Source organism: Azospirillum sp. RU38E, from assembly GCF_900188385.1.
In the GTDB taxonomy this organism is placed as follows: Bacteria; Pseudomonadota; Alphaproteobacteria; order Azospirillales; family Azospirillaceae; genus Niveispirillum.
The window spans coordinates 35,516-56,287 of the sequence record NZ_FZOI01000014.1 but is presented as its reverse complement, the minus strand read 5'-3'; the positions used below and the strand labels follow the sequence as shown (position 1 = coordinate 56,287).

18 protein-coding genes are annotated in these 20,772 nt (G+C 61.8%); 6 read left to right on the top strand and 12 right to left on the bottom strand.

Going from position 1 to position 20,772, the window contains the following annotated elements; all coding sequences use genetic code 11:
• Positions 1-206 precede the first annotated feature (206 nt).
• Positions 207-3,557: a TM0106 family RecB-like putative nuclease gene (locus tag CHB97_RS19315; RefSeq protein ID WP_089289643.1), complete on the bottom strand. Its 3,351-nt coding sequence runs from the start codon at positions 3,555-3,557 to the stop codon at positions 207-209.
• Between the two features lie 105 nt (positions 3,558-3,662).
• Here CHB97_RS19315 and CHB97_RS19310 point away from each other — a divergent pair, with 105 nt between their 5' ends.
• A complete protein-coding gene (locus CHB97_RS19310; RefSeq protein ID WP_089289642.1) occupies positions 3,663-4,655 on the top strand; it encodes a YafY family protein in 993 nt (330 codons plus the stop codon).
• A 55-nt stretch (positions 4,656-4,710) separates the two neighbouring features.
• On the opposite strand, the gene CHB97_RS19305 is transcribed toward CHB97_RS19310, so the two are convergent.
• From CHB97_RS19305 to CHB97_RS19255, 11 genes are all read right to left on the bottom strand, one after another.
• The gene (locus tag CHB97_RS19305; protein ID WP_089289641.1) at positions 4,711-4,974 is read right to left on the bottom strand and encodes a DUF3892 domain-containing protein; all 264 of its coding nucleotides are present in this window, start codon (positions 4,972-4,974) and stop codon (positions 4,711-4,713) included.
• Positions 4,975-4,976: 2 nt separating this feature from the next.
• Positions 4,977-5,195, bottom strand: a complete 219-nt coding sequence (locus tag CHB97_RS19300; protein ID WP_089289729.1) for a hypothetical protein — start codon at positions 5,193-5,195, stop codon at positions 4,977-4,979.
• Between the two features lie 161 nt (positions 5,196-5,356).
• A complete protein-coding gene (locus CHB97_RS19295) occupies positions 5,357-5,653 on the bottom strand; it encodes a hypothetical protein (protein ID WP_089289640.1) in 297 nt (98 codons plus the stop codon).
• A 179-nt stretch (positions 5,654-5,832) separates the two neighbouring features.
• The gene (locus tag CHB97_RS27110) at positions 5,833-6,543 is read right to left on the bottom strand and encodes a DUF6710 family protein (protein WP_371333128.1); all 711 of its coding nucleotides are present in this window, start codon (positions 6,541-6,543) and stop codon (positions 5,833-5,835) included.
• Between the two features lie 169 nt (positions 6,544-6,712).
• Positions 6,713-7,288 (bottom strand): His-Xaa-Ser repeat protein HxsA, encoded by a 576-nt coding sequence (gene hxsA, locus CHB97_RS19285; RefSeq protein ID WP_256387133.1) that lies wholly within the window; start codon positions 7,286-7,288, stop codon positions 6,713-6,715.
• Between the two features lie 50 nt (positions 7,289-7,338).
• Entirely contained in the window at positions 7,339-8,529 is a 1,191-nt protein-coding gene (gene hxsC / locus CHB97_RS19280; RefSeq protein WP_089289728.1) for a His-Xaa-Ser system radical SAM maturase HxsC, read from the bottom strand.
• A complete protein-coding gene (hxsB, locus tag CHB97_RS19275) occupies positions 8,529-10,040 on the bottom strand; it encodes a His-Xaa-Ser system radical SAM maturase HxsB (protein WP_089289637.1) in 1,512 nt (503 codons plus the stop codon). The genes hxsC and hxsB overlap by 1 nt, the downstream gene beginning before the upstream one ends.
• Before the next feature lie 9 nt (positions 10,041-10,049).
• A complete protein-coding gene (gene hxsD / locus CHB97_RS19270) occupies positions 10,050-10,406 on the bottom strand; it encodes a His-Xaa-Ser system protein HxsD (protein WP_160106032.1) in 357 nt (118 codons plus the stop codon).
• A gap of 126 nt (positions 10,407-10,532) precedes the next feature.
• A complete protein-coding gene (locus tag CHB97_RS19265; RefSeq protein ID WP_089289635.1) occupies positions 10,533-10,739 on the bottom strand; it encodes a hypothetical protein in 207 nt (68 codons plus the stop codon).
• A gap of 8 nt (positions 10,740-10,747) precedes the next feature.
• Entirely contained in the window at positions 10,748-11,611 is an 864-nt protein-coding gene (locus CHB97_RS19260) for an endonuclease/exonuclease/phosphatase family protein (protein ID WP_089289634.1), read from the bottom strand.
• 328 nt (positions 11,612-11,939) lie between these two features.
• Complete coding sequence (locus CHB97_RS19255) at positions 11,940-12,704, bottom strand: LuxR family transcriptional regulator (RefSeq protein WP_143271032.1); 765 nt, start codon at positions 12,702-12,704, stop codon at positions 11,940-11,942.
• Positions 12,705-12,795: 91 nt separating this feature from the next.
• Here CHB97_RS19255 and CHB97_RS19250 point away from each other — a divergent pair, with 91 nt between their 5' ends.
• The 5 genes from CHB97_RS19250 (at position 12,796) to CHB97_RS19225 (ending at position 20,574) form a co-directional block, all read left to right on the top strand.
• Entirely contained in the window at positions 12,796-13,425 is a 630-nt protein-coding gene (locus CHB97_RS19250; RefSeq protein WP_160106030.1) for an acyl-homoserine-lactone synthase, read from the top strand.
• Positions 13,425-14,723, top strand: coding sequence for a cytochrome P450 (locus CHB97_RS19245; RefSeq protein ID WP_089289631.1), 1,299 nt, complete (start codon positions 13,425-13,427; stop codon positions 14,721-14,723). Before CHB97_RS19250 ends, CHB97_RS19245 begins: the two co-directional genes overlap by 1 nt.
• Before the next feature lie 479 nt (positions 14,724-15,202).
• Positions 15,203-17,296, top strand: coding sequence for a M10 family metallopeptidase (locus CHB97_RS26500; protein ID WP_160106028.1), 2,094 nt, complete (start codon positions 15,203-15,205; stop codon positions 17,294-17,296).
• A 56-nt stretch (positions 17,297-17,352) separates the two neighbouring features.
• Positions 17,353-17,973 (top strand): hypothetical protein, encoded by a 621-nt coding sequence (locus CHB97_RS19230; protein WP_089289628.1) that lies wholly within the window; start codon positions 17,353-17,355, stop codon positions 17,971-17,973.
• A gap of 525 nt (positions 17,974-18,498) precedes the next feature.
• Complete coding sequence (locus tag CHB97_RS19225; RefSeq protein WP_089289627.1) at positions 18,499-20,574, top strand: AAA family ATPase; 2,076 nt, start codon at positions 18,499-18,501, stop codon at positions 20,572-20,574.
• The last annotated feature ends 198 nt before the right edge of the window (positions 20,575-20,772 follow it).

The following is a 20,772-nucleotide window of genomic DNA, read 5'->3' as shown; positions in this document are numbered from 1 at the left end:
TTAAATAGCAGCCTGACTGCGTAAGTCAAGGATTTGAAACGCCCGATTCCTGTAAACTGGGAAGGGGTGAAAAGCCGTGTGGCTGATTTCATGGGTGATTCTTGTCAATTAATAATATGTCATAACAGGTATTCCATATTTAGCGTCTTAACTATCGCTATAGTGGTGTGATGGTGAAGATTTTTATCAAAAAACTGAAATTAAAGTCATAATAAAGAATTTACCCAACATAGATTATTAACTAACTCTATCTGCTTTATCGTCGAACAGGGGATCTCAAGCAACAACGGATTTGCATAGATGACCGCTAGGCACCGGGCGCGGCTCACAGCCACGTTGAGCCGGTTCCGGCTGTAAAGGAACTCGATGTTCCTCGGCAGGTCATCTCCAGAAGATGTCGCCATCGACACCAACACAATCGCCGCCTCCTGGCCCTGAAACTTGTCCACCGTGCCCACCCGCGCTTCCTCCGGCAGGACGCGCTTCAGCAGATCGACCTGCATGTTGTAGGGTGAGACCACCAGGATGTCGTCCACCCCGATGCAATGGCGTTCTGCGTTCCGGTCGGTCCAATGACCACCGAGCAGCGCCCGGTAGGTGACATCCAACCGAGCCGCCTCCTCCTCCGACTGCTGCGTACATCCAGCATGCTCGACCTCGACGAAGCGCAGCCCCGCCGGAGCAAGCGCCTCCGGGTCCTTCGATACGTCGACCTCTACGCGCTGGTTGGCCGTGGACGGGTCGGCCTCCAACCGCCCGTCGTACATCGCCTCGGATATGAACCGGCACAGATCCGGGTGCATGCGGCGGGTGATCGGTAGGAACACTCCTTGGCCGGCCGGCACCGTCGCGTGTCCTTCCAGCAGGTGATCAAGCGCCGACTGACCGCTGCCGCCGGGATGCGTGCCCTTGATCGGCTGGGAGAGCTGCATCTGGTCCCCGACCAGAACGATGTTGCGGGCGGCCATGCCCATGGCCACCACGTTCGCCAAGCTCACCTGGCCTGCTTCGTCGACGAACAGGTAGTCGAACGCCTGGTCCAACTCCTCCCGCGCGAACAGCCAGGCCGTACCGGCGGCCAGCCGATGGCGGGAAAGCACCCCGCTGCCGCTTCCGCCGATCACGTCCTCGATCCAGCTTCCGGTGCCGAGCACCTGGTCCTCCCGCGACGACTTCTTCATGCCCTGGCAACGCAGCCCACGGACGACGGCCATCGTCTCCACCTCCTTCAGCAGGTTGTTAATCGCCTTGTGCGAATTGGACGCCACCCCGATGCGCTTCCCGGCGGCGAGGAGCGCGACGATCGCCTGGGCCGACGAATAGGTCTTGCCCGCGCCCGGAGGGCCCTGCACAAGCAGGTAGCTGTCGTCCAATGCCCGAAGGGCTTCGACCATCCCGGTGGTGGCGTCCATCCCCTCCGGCACGACGGCCTGGTTCGGCGGCCTGCCCATGAACCGCGGCCGATCCTGGCGCAGGATCGAGGTCACGGCGGGATACCTTGCGCCACCCCTGGCGACATCCTCCGCATATCGGTGGATCGCGCCACGAAGGATTTCATCGTCCACCAGAGCTTTAGGAATCAGCGCGCTTCCGGGCACTATGGGCGGCTTTCCGGGCCCCAGCTTCAACTCGACGATTCTGGCTTTCTCATCGAGCGACATGATTTCGCCGGCAGGGTCGAGGCTTCCGGAGCGCACCGGCTTGTCACCGACCCGCATCTTGAAGTCCTGTGCCGGGAAGGTAAACGCATGGACGGTAGACCGCTTGTCCATCCAGGGGCGTATTGTCGGATGCGGCTGGAGGCCGGCGATGCATTCCGCGTCCTCAAGCAAGGCGTCATGGTCCATGTCCCGGTGAGCGAACATGGCCCACCAGGTGGGCTTCGCTTCGCGCCGATGGAATTCCAGCAGGTCCGCGAGCAATTGCCGCCACGGTTCATCGTTGCCGGCCACCAAGGCCTCGGCCAGGCGCCGGGTGCGTTCCTCCGCTTCCTGCCGCTCCACCGTTTTCTCGGGGGTGACGGGCGTCACCGTGTGTCCGGTGAACCACGGCGTCCCCGGTGGCCGAAGCGATAGCAGCCAATCGCGGCATCCCCTCGTCGACCGGCAATCGACCTCGTTGTAGTCGGCTATCTCCCGGAGCAGCTGGTCGCCGCCGAGGCGCCGCCAGCGCTCGTAGATGACGATGCTGTCGCCGGCGGTCTTGACCTCTCCCTGGCGACCGCCGGGTAGGTAGAAGGCCTCCATGTTCTTGATGGAATAGCGGGGTTCCGACGTGCGGACGGATTCCGCGACGACCTTGTAGAGGTCCACCAGCCGGTTGCCGCGCAGGATGTCGTCCACCTCGTTCTCGCGGGTCCCGTGGTACATGGCGAGCCGCTTCAGGGCAGTCTCCTCGTACGAGGCGTAATGGTAGATATGGGCGCCGGGGTACAGCGCGATGCGGGCCGTCATGAAATCGACCGCCTGCTCGAACGCCAGCTTCTCGCCGTCACGGTCATGGCACCAAAACGGATGGAATCGGTCCACGCCGCCATCCATGGCGACGATCCCGAAAAGGTACTCCAGCCCGCCGTCGAACAGCGGGTCCCCCTCCATGTCGAAGAACATGTCGCCTTCGCTGGGTTGGGGGAGCCGGGCGAAGCCTCGGCCCGGTGCCGCCGTTAACAGTTCCAACAGTCGTTCGCCGGTCCGGCGGTAGTGCGCCTGGAGGCGGGCCTGCGCAGAGAGCTTGGCGACCGTGCCTGGCTGGATGCCGGGGATCCTGGTGCCGCTTGGCAGCGCTGCCAGCGCGCCGATGTCGTTGATGCCCGCTTCCCGCAGGGCCACGACCTGGCTGCGTCCCATGCCGGCCACGATCGAAAGGTGGTCGGCGGCCTCCCACTCGGCGTCGCAGTGGTCCGCCCACCGGCAGAAGGTGCAATGGCTGCACGGGTCGCCGCTCGACGCGGCGGGCAGGGCGTCCACGAACGCCTCGAAACGGCGCCGGGCGAAGGTGAAGTAATGCAGTACCGAATCCGTGCGGAAGGTTTCGATCACCCCGGTCCCCAGCACGACATGCATGCGCGGCGGGATGACGCCTTGCACGGCTGCCAGCATTCCGGCGTAGACGCATAGCTGCATCAGGTGTTTCGGCTTCGCCGAGCGGGCAAGCTTGGTATCGGCCACCTCGTAGGCGAAAGACCCCAGCGATGAGTCGATGCCGTCGACCTTCAGCAGGAAGTCGGAATAGCCATGCCAGCGCCCTGCAAGGAACGCCCCCTGGTAGATGACGTCGGGGCCTTCGCGCATCGCCTGCCGCGTTGCCTGGGCGCGTTCCTCCAAGGTGCCGTCCGCTGGGATCTCCACAATCGTGCGCCCTTCGTCGCGCAGGCGCTGGAGATAGGCGCGCTCGTGCTCGAAGCCCTTTTCCTGGAGCAGGACGGCCGTTTCGTCGTCCGGAGCGAACGTGGTCGGCGTGACGAGGTTGCGGGAATCCAGCACCGTCGCGTGGGAGCAGCCCATGAAGTTGACGAGATCACTCGCTGAGAAGATCGTCCTTCCCTGGTAGTTCAGCATTACCGCTCTCCCCAAACGGGCTACCTCAATCTCGACTCCATCCTACCAATCCCGCATCATGATTGCAGCAGGCGGCTGAAGATGTCGCATGTTCGGGAGGGAAGAATGTCTTACCGGAATGCTGTTGACCTGTTGATGGTCGCAGCACGTGCAGCTTCGTCCAGAGGCATCAGCCTTAATGAAATCGAGGAACTGCTTGAGCGCGACTACCGCACCGCGCAGCGGGTAATCAGGGTGCTGGGAGAGCTTTTTCCAGAACTCGAAAAGCTGAAGGACGATGAAGGGAACTGTTGGCGCTGGCGGTTGCCGAAATCAGCAGTAGCTCCATTGCTGGTCCCTACCGCCGAGGAACTCGCGGCACTCGCCCTTGCCGAAGGGGCCCTTTCCGGTGCCGGCGTCGATCAAAGACGGGCATTGAGAAGCCTTCACGGCAAGATACTGGCGTTAATCCCAAATGAACGCAGCCGGCGCATCGAAGCCGATGAGGAGGCGTTGCTGATGGCGTTAGGACATGCGGCCCGCCCAGGCCCCAGGCCTACCAGCGACGAGGCAGTTGATCTTGCAATCTTCACGGCCCTCAAGGGGGCATCCCAACTGCGCATCCGGTACCGAGGGAGGAAGGATACAGTGGCGCGGGACAGGACTGTTGCCCCGTACGGGCTGCTATTGGGTGCCCGCCGTTACCTGGTCGCGATCGATCTCGAAAAGGCCGGCGGTGAATTGCAGCATTTCCGCGTCGATGGCATCGAAGAGGCGTCGGTCCTCCGGGAGACCTTTACACGGAAGGAGGGATTCGACCTGGATGAACATGCGAAGACCTGTTTCGGCTCCTACGTGGGCAGCGACGGGGCGCACGACGTGGTGTGGAAGTTTTCCCCAGAGGCGGCACAGCAGGCCCAGGGGTTCATTTTCCATCCGACACAAACGGCTGACATCGACGCTGACGGATTTCTTATCGTAAAGTTTCGTGCGGCCGGCCTGCTGGAAATGTGCTGGCACCTCTATATGTGGGGGGACGCCGTGGAGGTGATCTCCCCTCCTGAACTTGTGGAAATGGTGGACGGTTATCGGCGTTCAGACTTCCCTGCGTTGCCCTGACACCAGCCCCAAAGAAGACGGGGGCCGAAGCGATGCTTCGGCCCCGAGGTGTCGATCAGCAGTCGGGCAGGTCGTCCAGGTTGTTGCGCGACGTGCTGTCGCGGTCGGTCCTGAGGTACTTTCCCGACTGGCCGTTCACCACCCGGATCTTCATCTCCGGCGAGTTCACCCAGTTGACCCAGTATTCGTGGGTCCCGGTCTCGATGTCGCTGATCGCGTTCGCCTTGCTGCGGGGCGACCAGGCTTCACCGGAGTTGCACAGGGAGGTGATGTCCCCCTGCGAGTTCTTGCCGGTGGCACGGACATAGCGTTTGGCCATGGTCAGCTCTCCTTGACGGTGGTCTTGGGGTGAGCCTTCCCGTAGGCGTCGGTGACGTACTGCCCCGTTATGGCGCTCCGGTAATGGCTGCCGTTGCCGCCACCCGAGCCGGCGCTTTCGCGCACCGTCGTGTGGGGGCTGGCCTTGCCGTGCTTGGCGGTGACGTACCGCCCGCTGATTGCGCTGCGGTAGCTACCGCCGCCTTTACTGCCCTTACTCATGCTCATCCTCTTGCCATGATGCGGCTCACCTTGGCCGCTGACTGCACTTTGGATGAGCCAGACGACAAATCCTGTCGTATGGACACGGGCATAAGCACTATGACCGAACTTTCTTCGCTCGAAGGCTATTTCAATCGGATTCCGACAAACTGACGCCGGCGTTACTTCGGCTTGACCCCGTTCGCCCGTCGGTAGTCCTCGACCATCTTGTCCGTCACGTCCTGGGGAAAGCACAGCGGCGCGTGGCCGCCCGGCTTGCTGTAGGCGCTGCGCTTCCCGCACCTGCTGCCGTTGGCGGCCGTGTTGTAGGGGCAGGGGCAGTTGCCGGGATAGCTGGCGATCGACTGCTGGATCAGCGCCTGCCGGACCTGCTCGTCGGTCTGGCTGAACCCTGCCGCCGGAAGCGCTGACATGGACACCAGGACCGTTATTAGGCCGGCATGGAGAATCCGTTTCATGGTCTTTCCTCCCAATGATCTTCCACAAGGGCAAGGGTACGTCTCAATACCGTGAAATGCCGGATGTCTGGTTGTGCGTCGATACGGCAACCGTGACTTGCTGCTATGGGAAATTCAACAAGCGCATTGCGTAGAAAGCCCTTGAATTCCACCATTTAAACCATTGTAACTGAATATTACTACGCCGTTTTAGTCATAATTTGCCCAACCAGAAATGCACCTGCGCGGCGCGCGTTAAAGACTTGGGCACAAGCTGTCCCGTCTAGCCTTGTGAAGAAGGTGCCGTCGCAATTTATCTGATTGAGCACAGGGGCCATATCGTAAACAGTCCGTGGCACTAAGGCCCCCTCTCCGGCCAGGATGCCGGCTGCAATGCTGTGGTTACCTCCAAGTACGAATGCGATGCGCCATGGCAGCCAAAGTTCTATAGAATGGTTGAGCGGATCGGGAGTCCAGGGGCCCCAAGCTCTGTTCGGGCCGATGCACCCTATGGCGTGAGAAAGCCGATCACGGTGCCATGGCGTCGTGAGCACGACGTCGGTGGCCAAGTTCACCGTATATCCCGATGGTTCCACCTCCAACTCTTGCCTACGGGTGATCATGGAAAGTGAAGGGTCACCAAGGTCATGGCCAAAGAAACCCCAAGGACTGATCGCGGACGGCGCCCTGTGATAATCACGGTCGACCACGCCGCACATCTGCTCCGCTTGGAGGGGGCGTAGAAGCACTTTGACCAAGGACGGCAGAGCCGTTGGGTCAAGACGTTCGATATCCTCTGCAAGCGCCTTGATGTTCAAAAATTGCCTTCTAACTGCGTCACCCCCATCGTGTGATTGTGGAAAAGTGGGTCCAGAGAAGGCTGAGGGAAAGAATTTTCCCAGAAGGTTCATTATTCCTGACATTTATTTCCGGATCTTTTTGAAACTTACATAGCAATGGAAAAATTTATATAAAATCATTATTTGCATGGACGCGGTCATTCAATGATCTTTGGTTGTATTTCAAGCATTGTTCATTCGATGCCCCAAAGGGAAATGCAGGATGCGAAACCCCACGATTTCATATCCCTGAGATACCAAGCTTGGCGAGTGTCGCATTATCCATGGTCCCGGTTGCTGCCAGCCCTTCGGCGTTTTGGAAATCCTTCAACGCCTGTCGGGTAGAAGCCCCCATCTTGCCGTCGATTGTCCCTTTGTAAAAGCCGAGACGGAACAGCTCGACCTGGACCCGCATTGCCATCGCAATGGCCTCCTGCTGAGTTGCCTTGGGCTTTGGTGCCTGTTTGGTGCCAGCGTCCGCACCGCTGCTGGTCGGTGGAGAAGTTCCGAGCGATGGCGTGACCAGTGCCTTGGAAGTGGGAGCAGGAGGAGGAGATGGCGGGGTATATGTGGGTGGATCATAGGATGGAGTAGTATATCGGCTGCCGCTGCCTGAATAGTGTGAGCTGTGACTACTATGGCTGCGGTGGCTCGAATGGCTTCGGTGCCCAACGAACAGGGCGGGGCCGTCCATACGGTTTGGCATCGCCAGCACAATCGGCTGGAGCCGAGTCAGTGACGGATGAACCTCTGGCAGCGCCCCTATTACTGGGGCAGCATCAGCGTTCGTCCAGCCTCCCGACAGCCCGGTGACCATCGTTCCTGACCATGCCAGAACCCGTTTCAAATACTCCGTAATGTTCCGCTTCATTCCGCCGCCTCCATGCGCTCGAATGGTTTGATGCCCCGGCTGCGCCAGGCGGGGCCATGCGATGCGAAGAACCCGCAGCAGCTCTGCTTCACGGCACAACCGTCGCAGGCGGGCTCATAGGTGTTCTTCCAGTCCGATATGCTCTGCCGCGCCAGCGGCCATGCCTCTTCCGGCAGCACGCAGAGCGGCACGTTGTAGATGGACGTCGGGATACCCCGGTCCTGCAGGTGCCAGGCGGCTTCCGAGAGACAATGCCCGTAATCCAGAGGGTCGACCCAGAGCAGGTTGCGGTTCACCTTGGCGTAGCCCATGGGCTCCATGCCCATGAAGGCAACGTGGCTGACGAAGGGCATGTTGCGCCAGACGAATTCCGGGAATTCGCGCAGCCGCGGCAGGGTCTGGGCATGGACCACGAAGCGGATCTCGATCACATGCCCGCGCTCGGCCAAGTTGTAGACGCCCTGGACCGTCTGCTCGAACGCGCCCTTGGCCTGGACGACGTAGTCGTGCCGCGCGGGCACGTCGGCATAGAGCGGGATTGCCCAGGTCGCGCGGCCGAGCGCGTCGCCGACCATGTCGGCCACGGTGGGGTCGGAGAAGTTCCGGCCATTGGTCAGGATGTGCAGCCCCGTCTGCGGCAGGAATGCCGCGCAGGCCCTCAGCAGTTCCGGCAGCAGTGGCCCCAGCAGCGTCGGCTCGCCGCCGGTGAAGCCGAGCTGGGCTAGGTCCGGATCGACAAGGGGGATCAGTTCAAGCAGCTCCCGGACTCGCCAGAGGTCGTCCTCGTCGCGCGGCGGCTGGCTGCACATCAGGCAGCGGCTGTTGCACTGCTCGGTCAGGAACAGCGTGTTCGCGTTGGCGCCGCGCCGGTAGAGCACCCCGACCTGGCCGTTGTCCTGCCGGACCCTGACCACGTCGCCGGTGCCGACCACCTCCGGGTGGGAAAGGGAGTGGATCTCTGGCAATACCGTGCCGCCGGCCGCGGTACCGCCGTCGGGCCGGAACAAGGCGGCGAAGCCTAGTTCCTGCAATGCCGCGAAGTCAACTTCCGGGCCGCCGGTGGGCAGGTGGACGGCGACCCGGTCGCGCGGCACCGCCGTACCCAAGGCCTCAGCAAGCCCGAGGACCTTCAGGACCGGGTGGGGCAGTGTTCCAGAAACCTTGGCGCGGGTGTGGAGCGGGAGCATCAGGCGGCCTCCCCCACGGCAGCGGCTAAGCCGCGCGCCGGCCGCCGGGTGGCCCACGAAAGGAATATCCGCATCACCTCCGGGTCCGCTTCGGCGAGGTAGCGGAACAGAATCTGGAAGAGCCCAGTGTGCTTAGTGCAGTGCGCGTTGCCAGCGCGGTGGCCCACCGGGTCGCCTTCCCGCGCCAAGTTGAAGACCGGGTCGGCACCGCAATAGGGGAGGAACGCGCAGTCCGAACAGCCCGGCAGGGATTCTGCGACTCCGGCGGCCAGGATGAGCTGCATGGCGTCTGACTGGAGGAGGTCGGCGTGGCTGTCTTGGACGTACCCGAGGCGGAACGAATGGTCCCCCATCTCCGCCAGCATCCGGCCTTCGTCGGAGGCGTAGACCCCGCCGTCGTAGTTGTATACTCGGGCACCCAGGCCGGCACCGGTGGGGGAGCGCAGGTCGACGTACCCGATCGGGAATGGCGTCAGGATGTGGGTTAGGAGGAAGCCGGCATAGGCCTCCTGGATGACGACGCCCCGGCGGTTCAGGTCGACGATGTGCGCCAGCGCCTTCTCGTAGAAGGGCAGGAATTCCTCCATGGCGTAGCCGATGCGGCCGGCGGACTTCGCCGCGAAGCCGAAGGGACTGAGAGGCCGAAGGAAGACTGACGGGAAGCCCAGCCGGACGTACTCGTCCACGACTGCCTCCGGGTGGCGCAGGCTCTCGCGGGTCAGCGTGGTCAGGGCCGACAGGCTCTGGTGCCCGAGCGTTGCGCGGACGCGGTCGATCGCGGCGACGGTGCGCGCATGGGAGTCGCGGCTGGGCAGCGGCCTGTTGGCGTCGTGCAGCGCCGCGGGGCCGTCCAGCGAGGTTGAGAGCTGGAAGTCGTGCCGGCGCATGAAGGCCAGCATCTCCTCGTCGGCCAGATGCAGAGTCGACGTCATGCTGTAGGTGACGGCCCGGCCTTCCCGGACCCTGCGCTCCTCGACCAGATCGACGACCTGCTGGATCCGCCCGAAGGCCAGCAGCGGCTCCCCGCCCTGGAACTCGACGGTGAGGGACGGCGACGGGGACTGGAACATCAGGTCGACGGCGGCAGCTGCGGTATCAGTCGACATGTCGAACCGGGCTTCGTCCCCCGACCGCCGTGATACCTGGCAGTATCGGCAGGAATGGTCACAGCGCAAGGTCACCACAAACATGTGGAGCGCGGGCCCGCCCTTGAGGAAGGACTTCCGGGTGCGGTACTTCGACGTCGACATCCGCATCGCGGCGTGGGAGTTGCTCTCAACCAGAACGTGTCGGGCCTGGAGGTCCGCGTAGGCGTTGGAACCGGGATCCAGCGTGCCAGCCACCAAGGCGCGCAGATCCTCCTCCGAGATGAAGGCGAACTCGCCGACCTCGGAGGTGACCAGCACCTTGCCTGGGACTCCGGGGATACGGGCGAAGCGGAAAGGCAGCAACCGATAGCCCGCGGGGGCCGCGAAGTCCAGGAGGGGAGCGAAAGCCTGCCGTGGAGACATCGTCGGGGCCTAGCGCAAGGCGGCTGTGCCAGCGGCTTCCGCCATCGCGGTCGCCACGAGGATGCGCCGCACATCGGCGGTGCGCGTCTCTATGTCCGCGCGCAGCGCAAAGTCGACCAGGGCGTTGGCGAAGGCGCCCTTGGTGTCGGCGGCGTCCAGCTTGCCGGTTCGGTCCCTGAAGGCCACGAGGAGGCTGCCGGGCCCATCGCCCTGGACCCAGCAATGGCATCGATCGGCGAATGCGTAACATGCCCGCAGCACCACCTCACGCGGGAACACCGACAAATCAATGGTCACCGAGAATGCCGCCTCGAACGGGATTTCCGGCTTCCCGGCTAGGCTGCCGGATAAGTGATCGCTTGGCATCGGAGCCTGCCACCTCATGGAGTAATCCAGAAGGACAGATTTGCAGATGCGGTCGTGCGTCGCAACCTATTTGGTGCGGATCATCGGTGAAATGCATTCAATGGTATGCAGATGGCTTGACCGCTGTCAGTGGTCGACGTCCCTCCCGTTGTCCCCTGCGATCCGTTCCATCGACTTTTCAAAGAGGAGCCACCCGCCCAACGACGCGCCGATGCCCAACGGCAGCATCACGGACGTCATCCAGAAGATCGACGCAAGCAGGGCGCCGATACCGCCGATCATCGCCAGGACGGACAAGATGATCAGCGCCAGCACCGTATCGGAGATATGCAACGGGCCTTTCACCGAACCTCTACGGAGACTGGGCAGTGGTCGGAGATCCGCTTCTTGTCGGCCTTCTCGGTCTCGGTATAGGTCAGCACCCTGAAACTCTCCGGCTTGATGCGTGATGCCGCGGGGCCGCCAAGCACCAACTGGTCGATGAAGTCGGGGTACTCTCCTGCCCAGCAGGCGTTGGCCTTGCCCTCGGTAGCAAGGACCAGCGGGGTAGGACCGTTGTCCAGAACTTTCCAGAGCGGATCTTCCTTGTTGAGCCGTCGGTTGAAATCGCCGGCGACGAGGAGGGAAGCGCCTTCCGTTTGGCGCTGGTCGATCCAGGCCGAGACGATCGGCATCTGTTCGCCAAGCACTGGGCATGCATCGTTCTGGCTTTTGGGGCTGAAGCAGCCGGACTTCAGGTGGACAGCGAGGGCGCGCAAGTCGCCTGACGGCAGATGAAAGAGAACGTCCACCCCCTTGCGCAGCGACCAGCGTTTGCCATCGTGGATATCCAGGGCAGCCAGGTCGGGCATGCGGGTGTAGCGGACGGTCTTCCGGATCGCCCACCCAGCTCGCTGGAAATCCGTCTCGTCGGCTAACACGATGTCGTATTCAGTCGGGTCGAACACCTTGGTAGCCGCAGTAAGCGTGTCAACCTCCTGAAGGGCCACAATGTCAGCGTCAAGTTGCTTCGCGTATGCTTTAAGTTTGGCGAAATCAGCATCGGAACGCTGGTAGATGGCTCGGTTGGGGTCCCGGTTCGGGCCGTTGATCTCCGACGCTCGGAGGGTCAGCCAACCCATGTTCCATGTGGCAATCCTGATGTCCTTCGCAGCAGCTGGGAATGTCAGCAGGGACATAGTGAGAAGGGTGATGAGGCGACGCATAGAAGGATCTCCTGACTGAGTGCCTGTAGGGCTAACGATTATTCGGCGACGCTTCAACCGCAAGCCCATGAACAGGATCGAACTGGCAAATGTTCCACTTATGTTCTATATTGCGGCGGTCATTTGGAGATAGACATGGAACACTGCCAGGACGATGTGCCGCCCCCTTTGCCACATGTACCATCCGGGGACGAGTTCGCTGGGAGCGCTTTTAGGTTGGTTGCCCTTGCGGGACAGAAGCTTCGCCGGCGGCGGCCACCGGTCGAAGCACAGCCTAAGGCTCTTCAACGGCCGATGATCTGGGACTGGGGATAAGGGGGCCTTTTCTTCAGACATCGATAAGCCGTAGCTGCACAGCCTTGACAGCTGCTGCAGTCCTGTTGCTGGCCTGCATTTTCTCCATTGCCGCCCGGACGTGGTGTTCCACCGTCTCTGTCGAGATGCCTAGGATGGCGGCGATCGCCCTTGTGGTCTTTCCCCTGGCTACCCATGACAGGACATCGCGTTCGCGGTCCGTAAGGCGAATTTCGTCGTCGGCAGCATCCTTTTCCTGGGGTTCAGAATTATGCCTCCAGACGAAGTCAGCGACGCGCTCCTGCCAATAGAGCAGGAACACATGGAGCGCATGGCGGTTCTCCATCATGATTTTGCTGAAATCCGTCGTAGATTCCCGCCAGAACAGAGCCGTAAGGGCTGATCGCGATCGGCCCAGCTGATCGACCGTGTGGCAAGGAAGCACATAGCCTTCCCGATATCCGTGATCGAACGCAGCTTCCATGGCCCGGACAGCCAAGGGCTTGGGTCCGCTTCGGCGTTCAGGAAGGACTACCTGTCCCCAGGTAAATGGCAGCCGTTGCCTCCGCGCGGCTGAAACCATTGGGTCGGCGGAAATGAAGCCATTGTCTTCGTAACACCGTCGCCAGCGTGGCGGACATGTTCCGTGGAAGTACGGTCGTGATACGCCCGCATGGCCCGTATCCAAGTAATTAAAGGATTCGAAGCCGATCCCCGCGATGACCCGCTGGAGGAGTTTGGCTAGTTCGTCAAGGGAGCGCGCCTGCTGCACCTCGCCGATCAAAGTGTCCAGGTCCAACAAAATCGCAATCCTCCCCAAAAACCGGGATACACGCACTAGAGGTATTACGTCAGAACAGAAGTGAATTCAGCCATAAATGGGCCATAAAATGCATTCACTGATTGAAGTTGACAAAAAAATCTCATCCATCAGCCACGCTGTGGTCTTCACCGCCCAAAGCCATACGGATCTTGTCTGGAGGATCCAGGAACTGAGACGCAGGATTTTCGTTGAGCACCTTGGCTGGCCGCTGTCAGTGGACGGGGATCGCGAGCGGGATCAGTTCGACCGGAAGGACACGATCTACGGTGCCGTGGTTGAGAATGCGGTTCCCGTAGCCTGTTGGCGCTTGCTGCCGACGGACAAGCCCTACCTGCTGGCGGACGTTTTTCCACACCTTACAGATGGGGAAAGCCTTCCCCATTCCAATAGCGTTTGGGAAATCTCTCGGTTCGGAGTGGATCCGGACCACCCGGCTCCCAACCTGATGACCAGAGAGCTGCTGGGACTGATGATGCGTTTCGCCGTCAGCCGCAGAATTGAAACCATAGTTGCCGTCACCGACGCCGCTTTCCAGAGAGTGCTCGCACGCAACGGGTTGACGATGTTCCGATACGCCGGATTCGAGGAGGTCGGTGGAGGGGCGCGGGGACCGATCATCGCTGGCGGACTCCATGTCGCCGAACAGACAAATCCCCGCTACCGCAAAATCCTTGCCCCGCTGAAGGAGGCTGCTTGATGCTGCGCAATCCCTTTTCAGACGTCGGGCCATTCATGGCCGATCCCCTGGATTTCATCCTTTCTCGCGGAACCTCGTCGAAGCAGCCGCTGGAGCGCTTGCGTCTGGGGTTGGCACCCGTCTACCTGCTCGTGGACCCAGCGTTTGCTCGCGAGGTGCTGACAGCGCCTGAAGACCGCTTCGCCAAGGGACGTCATGTCGAGCGGCTCAAGTCGGTGGTCGGAGAGGGTGTTCTGACGGCTACAGGAGATTTGGCCAAGAAACGGCGGCAACTTGCTCATGAGGGGTTGCGTGCGGAAATCCTAGCCGATCGCTGCGAAGCGCTTCAGGCGGTGGTTGCGGCTGCTGCATGCCGCATGGCCGCAGAGCAGGGACCTGTTCCCATTGGTCCAGCCATGGCGGCCCTTGCATTGCGCATGATCTCGGTGATCCTCTTTGGTGAGGAGACGCTGACCGACGAGGACGAAGACCGGCTGATCGCCGCCGTCTCGCTTATTGAGAACGACGTGGCAGCGGGGTTCTGGCGCGCTTTCACGCCACCGTGGGTTTCCCATAAGGAAAAAGTCAGGCTGAGGCATGCCCTCGCTGAATTGCAAGCTGTCACCGCGAAAGTGCAACATCGTTCCAAGCCGGGCAGCATCGTCTCGATTCTGGTTGAGGCTGGGCTCTCGGACCAGGAGATCAGGGACGAGTTGTTGACGCTTCTGCTTACGGGCCACGAAACCACTGGTTCAGTTGCTGCCTGGATGCTGCACGAAATGGCCCGCCGCCCCCTGATCTGTCGCGCAATAGCGGCAGAGGTCGGGGCGGCAGCAGATAGTAGTGGCACAGTCCCCTATGAAGCATGGCGCGGGATGGAGGTCACGAAGCGGGCCGTCAACGAGACTCTGCGACTTTACCCTGGAGCCTGGTGGTTCTCCCGCGAAGCGACGACAGAAACGGAGCTGGCGGGGGTAAAGCTCCGGAGGGGAGCCACGATATTGGTTGCCCCTTATCTGTTCCACCGGGATTCCAGATGGTGGGACGATGACCATAACTTGTCCGAATGGTTCGCTGATCGTGCGCCACCCTCGGTCAAGCACGCTTTCCTTCCGTTCGGCTACGGTCCGCGCGCTTGCGTTGGCATAGCGGTCTCGTTCCTGGAGCTGCAGATAATCGCCGCTACCTTCGCCTCTGCCTTCAGCATGGAAGCGACCGGGTCTGACCGCCCAAAACCGATTGCTTCTGTAACTCTGCAACCTGACCCGAATCTTGCCTTGCGGCTGATGCCATTCGACAGGCTGACTGCTGTGGCATGACGAAGTAGGCACCGGAACCGACCGCTCCCACCCGGGCACGACCGGAACCAGGCCCTCGGCGGGGTCCTCGGACGTGGGGAACAAGGGGAGGCCGCTCCGCGCAGCGAAATGCTGCGTGTCCTCTGTGGTTAGTCCGGTGCCTCACATTTCTCGAAACAAAGATTGGTTTTGCCCCGTACCGGGAATGTGGAAGCTCCCACGTGGAAACCTGTTCCACCTGCGTTCCCATCCGTGGCATATTCTGTACTACCGATGCACGGCTAGATACCGGGCGACGGTGCGCAACTGCGCGTGAAGCAAAGGCACAGCCCCTATGTCGGGCGGCCAGCTGAATAAAACACTCCACCAACACCTGGGAGTAGCTACCCGGGCGGGGGGAATAGGCTGGGCGTGCATCCTTTGCTGTACGTATCTACCGTCCCGGCGCCAGGCCGGCGGCGGACGGTTGCGCTTGTCCTTTTGCAAAGGAGGTACAAGCCTTGCCTACCAACGAGATTGACCATTTACCTACCCACCCCAGCGGCTGCCCTTGCTGCGCCGGTTCATCCGATACCAATGAGCCGCAGGCGGCCGGCTCCCCTCCCACCGTCCAATATGCGTCTGGCCTCCACCGCGTCGCCGACCTCGACCTCAACGCGCTCCTCGCGTATCGGAACGCGCAGACCTCGACCGGCGTCTTTCCCAACGGCACGGCGCGCTGGAACATCGACGCAGCTGTTGGCCAGCCCGGCGTGAACACCCTGGACCATCTGAGGAATTCCGACGCCGGCCTCGGCACGCCGGTGACCCTGCAGTATCACTTTATGTCGGCCCTGCCGTCCTACTATAAGGAGGGCGGCTACTTTGGTCCGGCCTCAAGTTTCAGGCCGTTGAGCGACGATGAAAGGAAGATCGTCGTCGAGGAACTGGCGAAGATCTCGGCCGTGACCAACATCACGTTTGTGGAATCGTCCAGCGGCGGCGGCAAGACGCTGTCCTTCGTTGTCACCGAACTGACGGCCAGCGGCCTGGGCTACAATCCTGCGTTTCAGCCTAACTATGCCGGCGGAACCATTACCAGTGTCACCGCTATTGAGCAGGCGGGTGACGTCTATTTTCGCCGGCTGGGCTTAGACAACTACGCCAAGGATGGCCTGACGGCGGCCGAGCGGGCAGGGATCGCAACTCTGGTACGGCACGAGATCGGCCATGCGCTTGGGTTGTCGCATCCGTTCGATGGCCCTGTCGTGCTACCGGACTCGGCGCAGAACAAATTTTACACGGCGATGGGCTATTCGGACGCGAATGACACAGTTTATGGCATCGACCGGTCCAGCACTGGCCAGTACACGAACCTGATTGCCGAGATCGATACGCTCGGGATGCTGGACATCCTCGCCCTGCAGAAGCTGTACGGGGCCAATCCCGACTATCGGTCCGGGAATGACATCTACACATGGGATCAGCGCATCGGTTTTCGTGAAGTCCTGTATGACGCAGGTGGCATCGACACGATCGACCTGTCCGCTTCCACCATGCGATCCTCCATCGACCTGACGCCGAACGGCATCTCGTCGATCAACGTCCGTGTTACGGATGCTGAGATCGGGATGAACCTTGCCCCTGGCCTTTTCCCGTCAGCCGCATCCTACCGCGGTGCAAACAACCTGGGCATCGTAGGGACGATCGAGAATGTCCGCGGCGGGTCCGGGGCCGACCGCATCAATGGCAATTCGGTGGCTAATGAGATTTCCGGTAGCGCCGGGGCAGACAGCATCTGGGGCGCGGCCGGCGACGACCGCCTGTTCCTGGGCACCGGCAACGACCGGGTGGTCGCCGGCAGCGGCAACGACTATGTCGACGGCGGTATTGGCATCGACGTCGCCGGCCTGTTCGGCCCGCGCTCCAGCTACAGCATTGCCCGGCAGGCGGACGGCAGCCTGAAGGTCGCGGGTCCCGAAGGTGCCGACACCTACCTGGGCACTGAATTCCTGGCCTTCAACGACGGCGGCAAGGTCGGCCTTTGGATGATTGCCGACGTCAAGCTGGGCGGCGGGTTCGATGAGACCTTCTATTTGTCCAAGAACCCCGACGTGGCGGCTGCCGTCGCCCGCGGGGCGCTGGCCACCGGCTTCGCCCATTGGCAGCAGTGGGGCCAAGCCGAGGGCCGGATCGCCATCGACGCCCGGGCCAACCCGCTCTATGACGAGGTGGGCTACCTGGCCATGAACCCCGACGTGGCGGCGGCCGTGGAAAGCGGCGCCCTGCGCAGCGGCTACGACCATTACTTGGCCTACGGCAAGGCCGAGGGCCGGGCGCTGACCCCGTTGTTCGACCGGGATTACTATCTGGCCAAGAACGCTGACGTGAAGGCTGCCGGCATGGATGCCTGGACCCATTTCATGAATTATGGCTGGCGCGAGGGCCGCGATCCGTCTGCCTACTTGGACGTCAGCGCCTACCTGGATGCCAATGCCGACCTGAAGGCCGCCGGTGTCAACCCGCTGACCCATTACTTGCAATACGGCCAGGGCGAAGGCCGTCTGTTGGTCGCCACGACGGACCTGGGCCTGGACTGGACCTATTCCGGCTGATCGGTGCGCAGCCGCGACCGCCAGCCCTCAGAAACCCCATCCCAAGGAAGCATCAGATGCCCGATTTCACCCGCACGCCGCAGGCCATTGAGCCGACCTATGATTACAAGACCACGAAGGAAGGTGACAAGATCATCATGGATGTATTCGTCAAGAAGACCAGGAGGAGGAAAATCTTCCTTTCCATGATTTTTCTGATCATTCTGCCAATCGTTGTGGCCTCAACAGCATCTCCATATTCTGGTCTTGCCTTTATTTCAACAATTATGCCTTTTGTGGGCGTGTTCTATATTATTTGGCTGCTCTTCAAGCGGGGCGGTCACATTGCAACGACCCGAATTGAGATCGATGCCCAGCGGATCTCCATCCCAAAGGTAGAGAAAATTTTCGATGTTGCGCACCTCAGGTCGATTGGATGGGGCTTGACCATGCCGCGAAGGGAAACGCCGTCGGCCGTCTACTATGGTTCCGGTGCGGCCGGGGCCTTCGCCGCCGGTACCCAAAACGCCAGCCAAATCGGTAAGGCGGACTTCGAGCGCCAGTATGGCTATTGCATCTACTTGGTTTATGGATCACGGCGCGAGGTCCTTGTGGCCGGGCTTCACGAGGACTTGGTGGAACCGATCTACGACGAGTTCGTGAAGAACCTCAAGACCTGCGGCCACTCGTTCGGCTGATTGAGGCAGGCCCCAGACATTGCAGCCGAGGGCTGCCCTTCGACCATCGCAACCCACGGCGAATGGGGGCTTTGGGCCTCCATTCGCCGCCAAGCCAATGTCAGTGGTGAACTGCTTCACCGCCCGATCCCGTTGCCGCCCATGTAACCGTTGTAGTCCCTGACCTGTCCGACCGCGTGGATAGGTCAACCGCTGCCAGGGCGCCTCTCCTGGCGCCCCCGAAAGCCAGCGCAGGGCACGGCGGATAGAGTTTTTCAACCGTTCCGGAATTCTGGGATTGACATCCTACCCTGCTCAAGCCATTATATGACTATGACAAACGTTTCCTCACATATCCCCCACCTCAACGTGAACGCCACGATGGTTCCGGCCATGTCCCTGGCGTCGGGAAAGATATGCTGCGCCGCGTAGGCGCAAGGAACACGGTCGTTTCCTGACATCCGTCCTTGTGACCTGCGCAAAGCGTAGCCGCCTTCGCACTTCTGTGCCGAAGGTCCGACGACTTTGGACAAGGCAGGTATCACCATGTCTTCGCAGCTTGACCGGCCGCCCACCACGCTGTCGGCCTTATCAAAGGCTTACCACAAGCAGATCGTTGAGCATCTCGACGCCGAGAAGGCCGCCGACGCGGTCGAACCCGACAACGCCGATCGGCCAACCCCATACGCCGCCACGGCGGCCGTCCTATTGGATCGCGCTCTTGCCAGCAAGCCGGAGGCGGCCGCCGCCATTGAACAGCCGGGGCAAGTCGTTGTCGTAAACATTGCTTCGGCGGCATGGGTGCCGGCGATTTCCCAGGCGTTTCGTGATCGCGTTAATGCATCCATTCAACGTGAAATGGAGGCCGCCGCTGCGGAACTGCGGGAGGGGCAGGACGACATTCCTGACACCGATGACGAGGGGCCTGCTGACATTTTCCAGTCGCAGCGGGTGTACGACGAGTGGCTGATCGTCGACGACCTCGGCAGGGCCTCCCTGGGCGACAACTCCGTCGAGTTTGGCATCATCAGGGCCCTCGATGACGGAAAGGGCGTTCTCGTATTGGTTCCGCCTGACGCCAAGGCCCCTGAGATCGTCCGGAACGGTGCCGATCATCAGGTTTCGATCCCCATGGTCGACGCTGCCGTTTTGGCTGACGCGGCGGCGGCTGCGTTCGGCGTTCGGCCGGATGTTTCCGTACCGGATCGGCTGTGCCGGCTTCTGACGCCTACCGACCTCCGCTTCGCTCACCGGTTCGACGAAGGTGCTGACCAGTGGATCGAACGCCTGGCGCGCTTGGCGGAGGCGAAGGTTCGAATGCCTGTCATCGACGGCCCGACCCTGGACGGGCTTAGCGGCATGGACGAGGCAGTGGAGTGGGCCCGCAACCTGATCAAGGATTTGGCCGATTATAACGCCGGGATCCTGTCCGCCGACGAGATTGACAAGGGATGCATGCTTGTCGGACCGCCTGGTACCGGCAAGAGCACCTTTGCGGCGCGCCTGGCGAGAAGCGCGGGGCTCCCACTGGTGATCGGATCCTATGGACAGTGGCAGTCGGCCGGTCATCAAGGCCAGATGCTGCGGGCAATGCGCCAAAGCTTCGAGCAGGCGCAAGCTCTCGGAGGCTGCCTGTTCCTTTTGGAAGAAGCCGATTCCTTCGGCATCCGTGACAAGATGGAAGGTCGGAACAGGGAGTACAGTATCCAGGTCGTAAACGAGGCCCTGCAGCGGATCGACGAAGCGGTTAAGCACCGCGTCATTTTCCTGGGAGTGGCGAATACGCTGAATATCGACCCGGCCTTTCTTCGGCCTGGTCGTTTCGACCGCGTTATCCCCGTATTTCCGCCGGACCAAATCGCGCTGGCGGGCATCCTGAGGGAGCATCTCGGCCACCGCCATCTTCCTGACGCTGACCTCTCCGATGTCGCGGCGGCAGGCTTGGGCGGGACTGGTGCCGAAGTCGAGTTCTGGGTGCGAAATGCCAAACGTCTCGCGCGCCGGGCAGGCCGCCAGATGATCATCGCGGACCTTCTCGCCCAGGTTTCTCCCGCGCTGGATTTGCCGATCCACCATCAGCGCAGGATCGCCATCCATGAAGCGGCCCATGCCATTGCCGGTGCCGTCGAACGGCCCGGCCAGCTGATGACCGTCACTGTCAGCCCCGGCCGCTCCGGCGCCCGGTTCCTGCCGTCCGGCATGGAAACCGGCGCGTCGATGCGGGCGATCATCCGCATGACGCTCGCCGGCCGCGCCGGCGAGGAGATCGTTTACGGCATGCCCGCGAACGGTTCCGGCGGGCCTGCCGACAGCGACCTGGCGAAGGCGACTGCCCTCACGGCCGAAATGCTTGGCAGCTACGGTTTCGGGGACGGCCTTGCCTGGAAGGGCGAGGTCCACACGCAGAACGTCGCGGCTGTGCTGCGCCAGAATCCCGGCCTCGCCGTCCAGGTCGAGGCCGAGCTTGCGGTACAGTACAAGGCGGCCCAGGACCTTCTCCACCGCCACCGTTCCGCCCTGGATGCCGTTGCCGACCTGCTGCTCGACCGCGGTACCCTGACCGGGACCGAGGTGGAGGAGATCGTCGCCTCGGTGTCCCATGACGCTGGGGCCGTGCAATGAGCACGGCCCCCACCGCCCCTCACGCCACCATCCATTCCACCGACGGTCGTCCGGCGCGCCTCATAGGCTGAGCCTTGCTCTGCCTGCCCGCCACTGTCGGGGTCTGGGTTTCCGAACGCCGTCATCTCTGACAGCGCCGCCCTCCCTTTGCCTCGATGGCCCCAATGTTCGGCCGGTTCAAACCGTGATGCGGTTGCC

Bases quoted from the DNA above. Each gene is read 5' to 3' on its own strand.
- CHB97_RS19315 (WP_089289643.1), bottom strand. From the start codon at position 3,557: ATGCTGAACTACCAGGGAAGGACGATCTTCTCAGCGAGTGATCTCGTC.
- CHB97_RS19310 (WP_089289642.1), top strand. From the start codon at position 3,663: ATGTCTTACCGGAATGCTGTTGACCTGTTGATGGTCGCAGCACGTGCA.
- CHB97_RS19305 (WP_089289641.1), bottom strand. From the start codon at position 4,974: ATGGCCAAACGCTATGTCCGTGCCACCGGCAAGAACTCGCAGGGGGAC.
- CHB97_RS19300 (WP_089289729.1), bottom strand. From the start codon at position 5,195: ATGAGTAAGGGCAGTAAAGGCGGCGGTAGCTACCGCAGCGCAATCAGC.
- CHB97_RS19295 (WP_089289640.1), bottom strand. From the start codon at position 5,653: ATGAAACGGATTCTCCATGCCGGCCTAATAACGGTCCTGGTGTCCATG.
- CHB97_RS27110 (WP_371333128.1), bottom strand. From the start codon at position 6,543: ATGAACCTTCTGGGAAAATTCTTTCCCTCAGCCTTCTCTGGACCCACT.
- hxsA (WP_256387133.1), bottom strand. From the start codon at position 7,288: ATGGTCACCGGGCTGTCGGGAGGCTGGACGAACGCTGATGCTGCCCCA.
- hxsC (WP_089289728.1), bottom strand. From the start codon at position 8,529: ATGCTCCCGCTCCACACCCGCGCCAAGGTTTCTGGAACACTGCCCCAC.
- hxsB (WP_089289637.1), bottom strand. From the start codon at position 10,040: ATGTCTCCACGGCAGGCTTTCGCTCCCCTCCTGGACTTCGCGGCCCCC.
- hxsD (WP_160106032.1), bottom strand. From the start codon at position 10,406: ATGCCAAGCGATCACTTATCCGGCAGCCTAGCCGGGAAGCCGGAAATC.
- CHB97_RS19260 (WP_089289634.1), bottom strand. From the start codon at position 11,611: ATGCGTCGCCTCATCACCCTTCTCACTATGTCCCTGCTGACATTCCCA.
- CHB97_RS19250 (WP_160106030.1), top strand. From the start codon at position 12,796: ATGCATTCACTGATTGAAGTTGACAAAAAAATCTCATCCATCAGCCAC.
- CHB97_RS19245 (WP_089289631.1), top strand. From the start codon at position 13,425: ATGCTGCGCAATCCCTTTTCAGACGTCGGGCCATTCATGGCCGATCCC.
- CHB97_RS19230 (WP_089289628.1), top strand. From the start codon at position 17,353: ATGCCCGATTTCACCCGCACGCCGCAGGCCATTGAGCCGACCTATGAT.
- CHB97_RS19225 (WP_089289627.1), top strand. From the start codon at position 18,499: ATGTCTTCGCAGCTTGACCGGCCGCCCACCACGCTGTCGGCCTTATCA.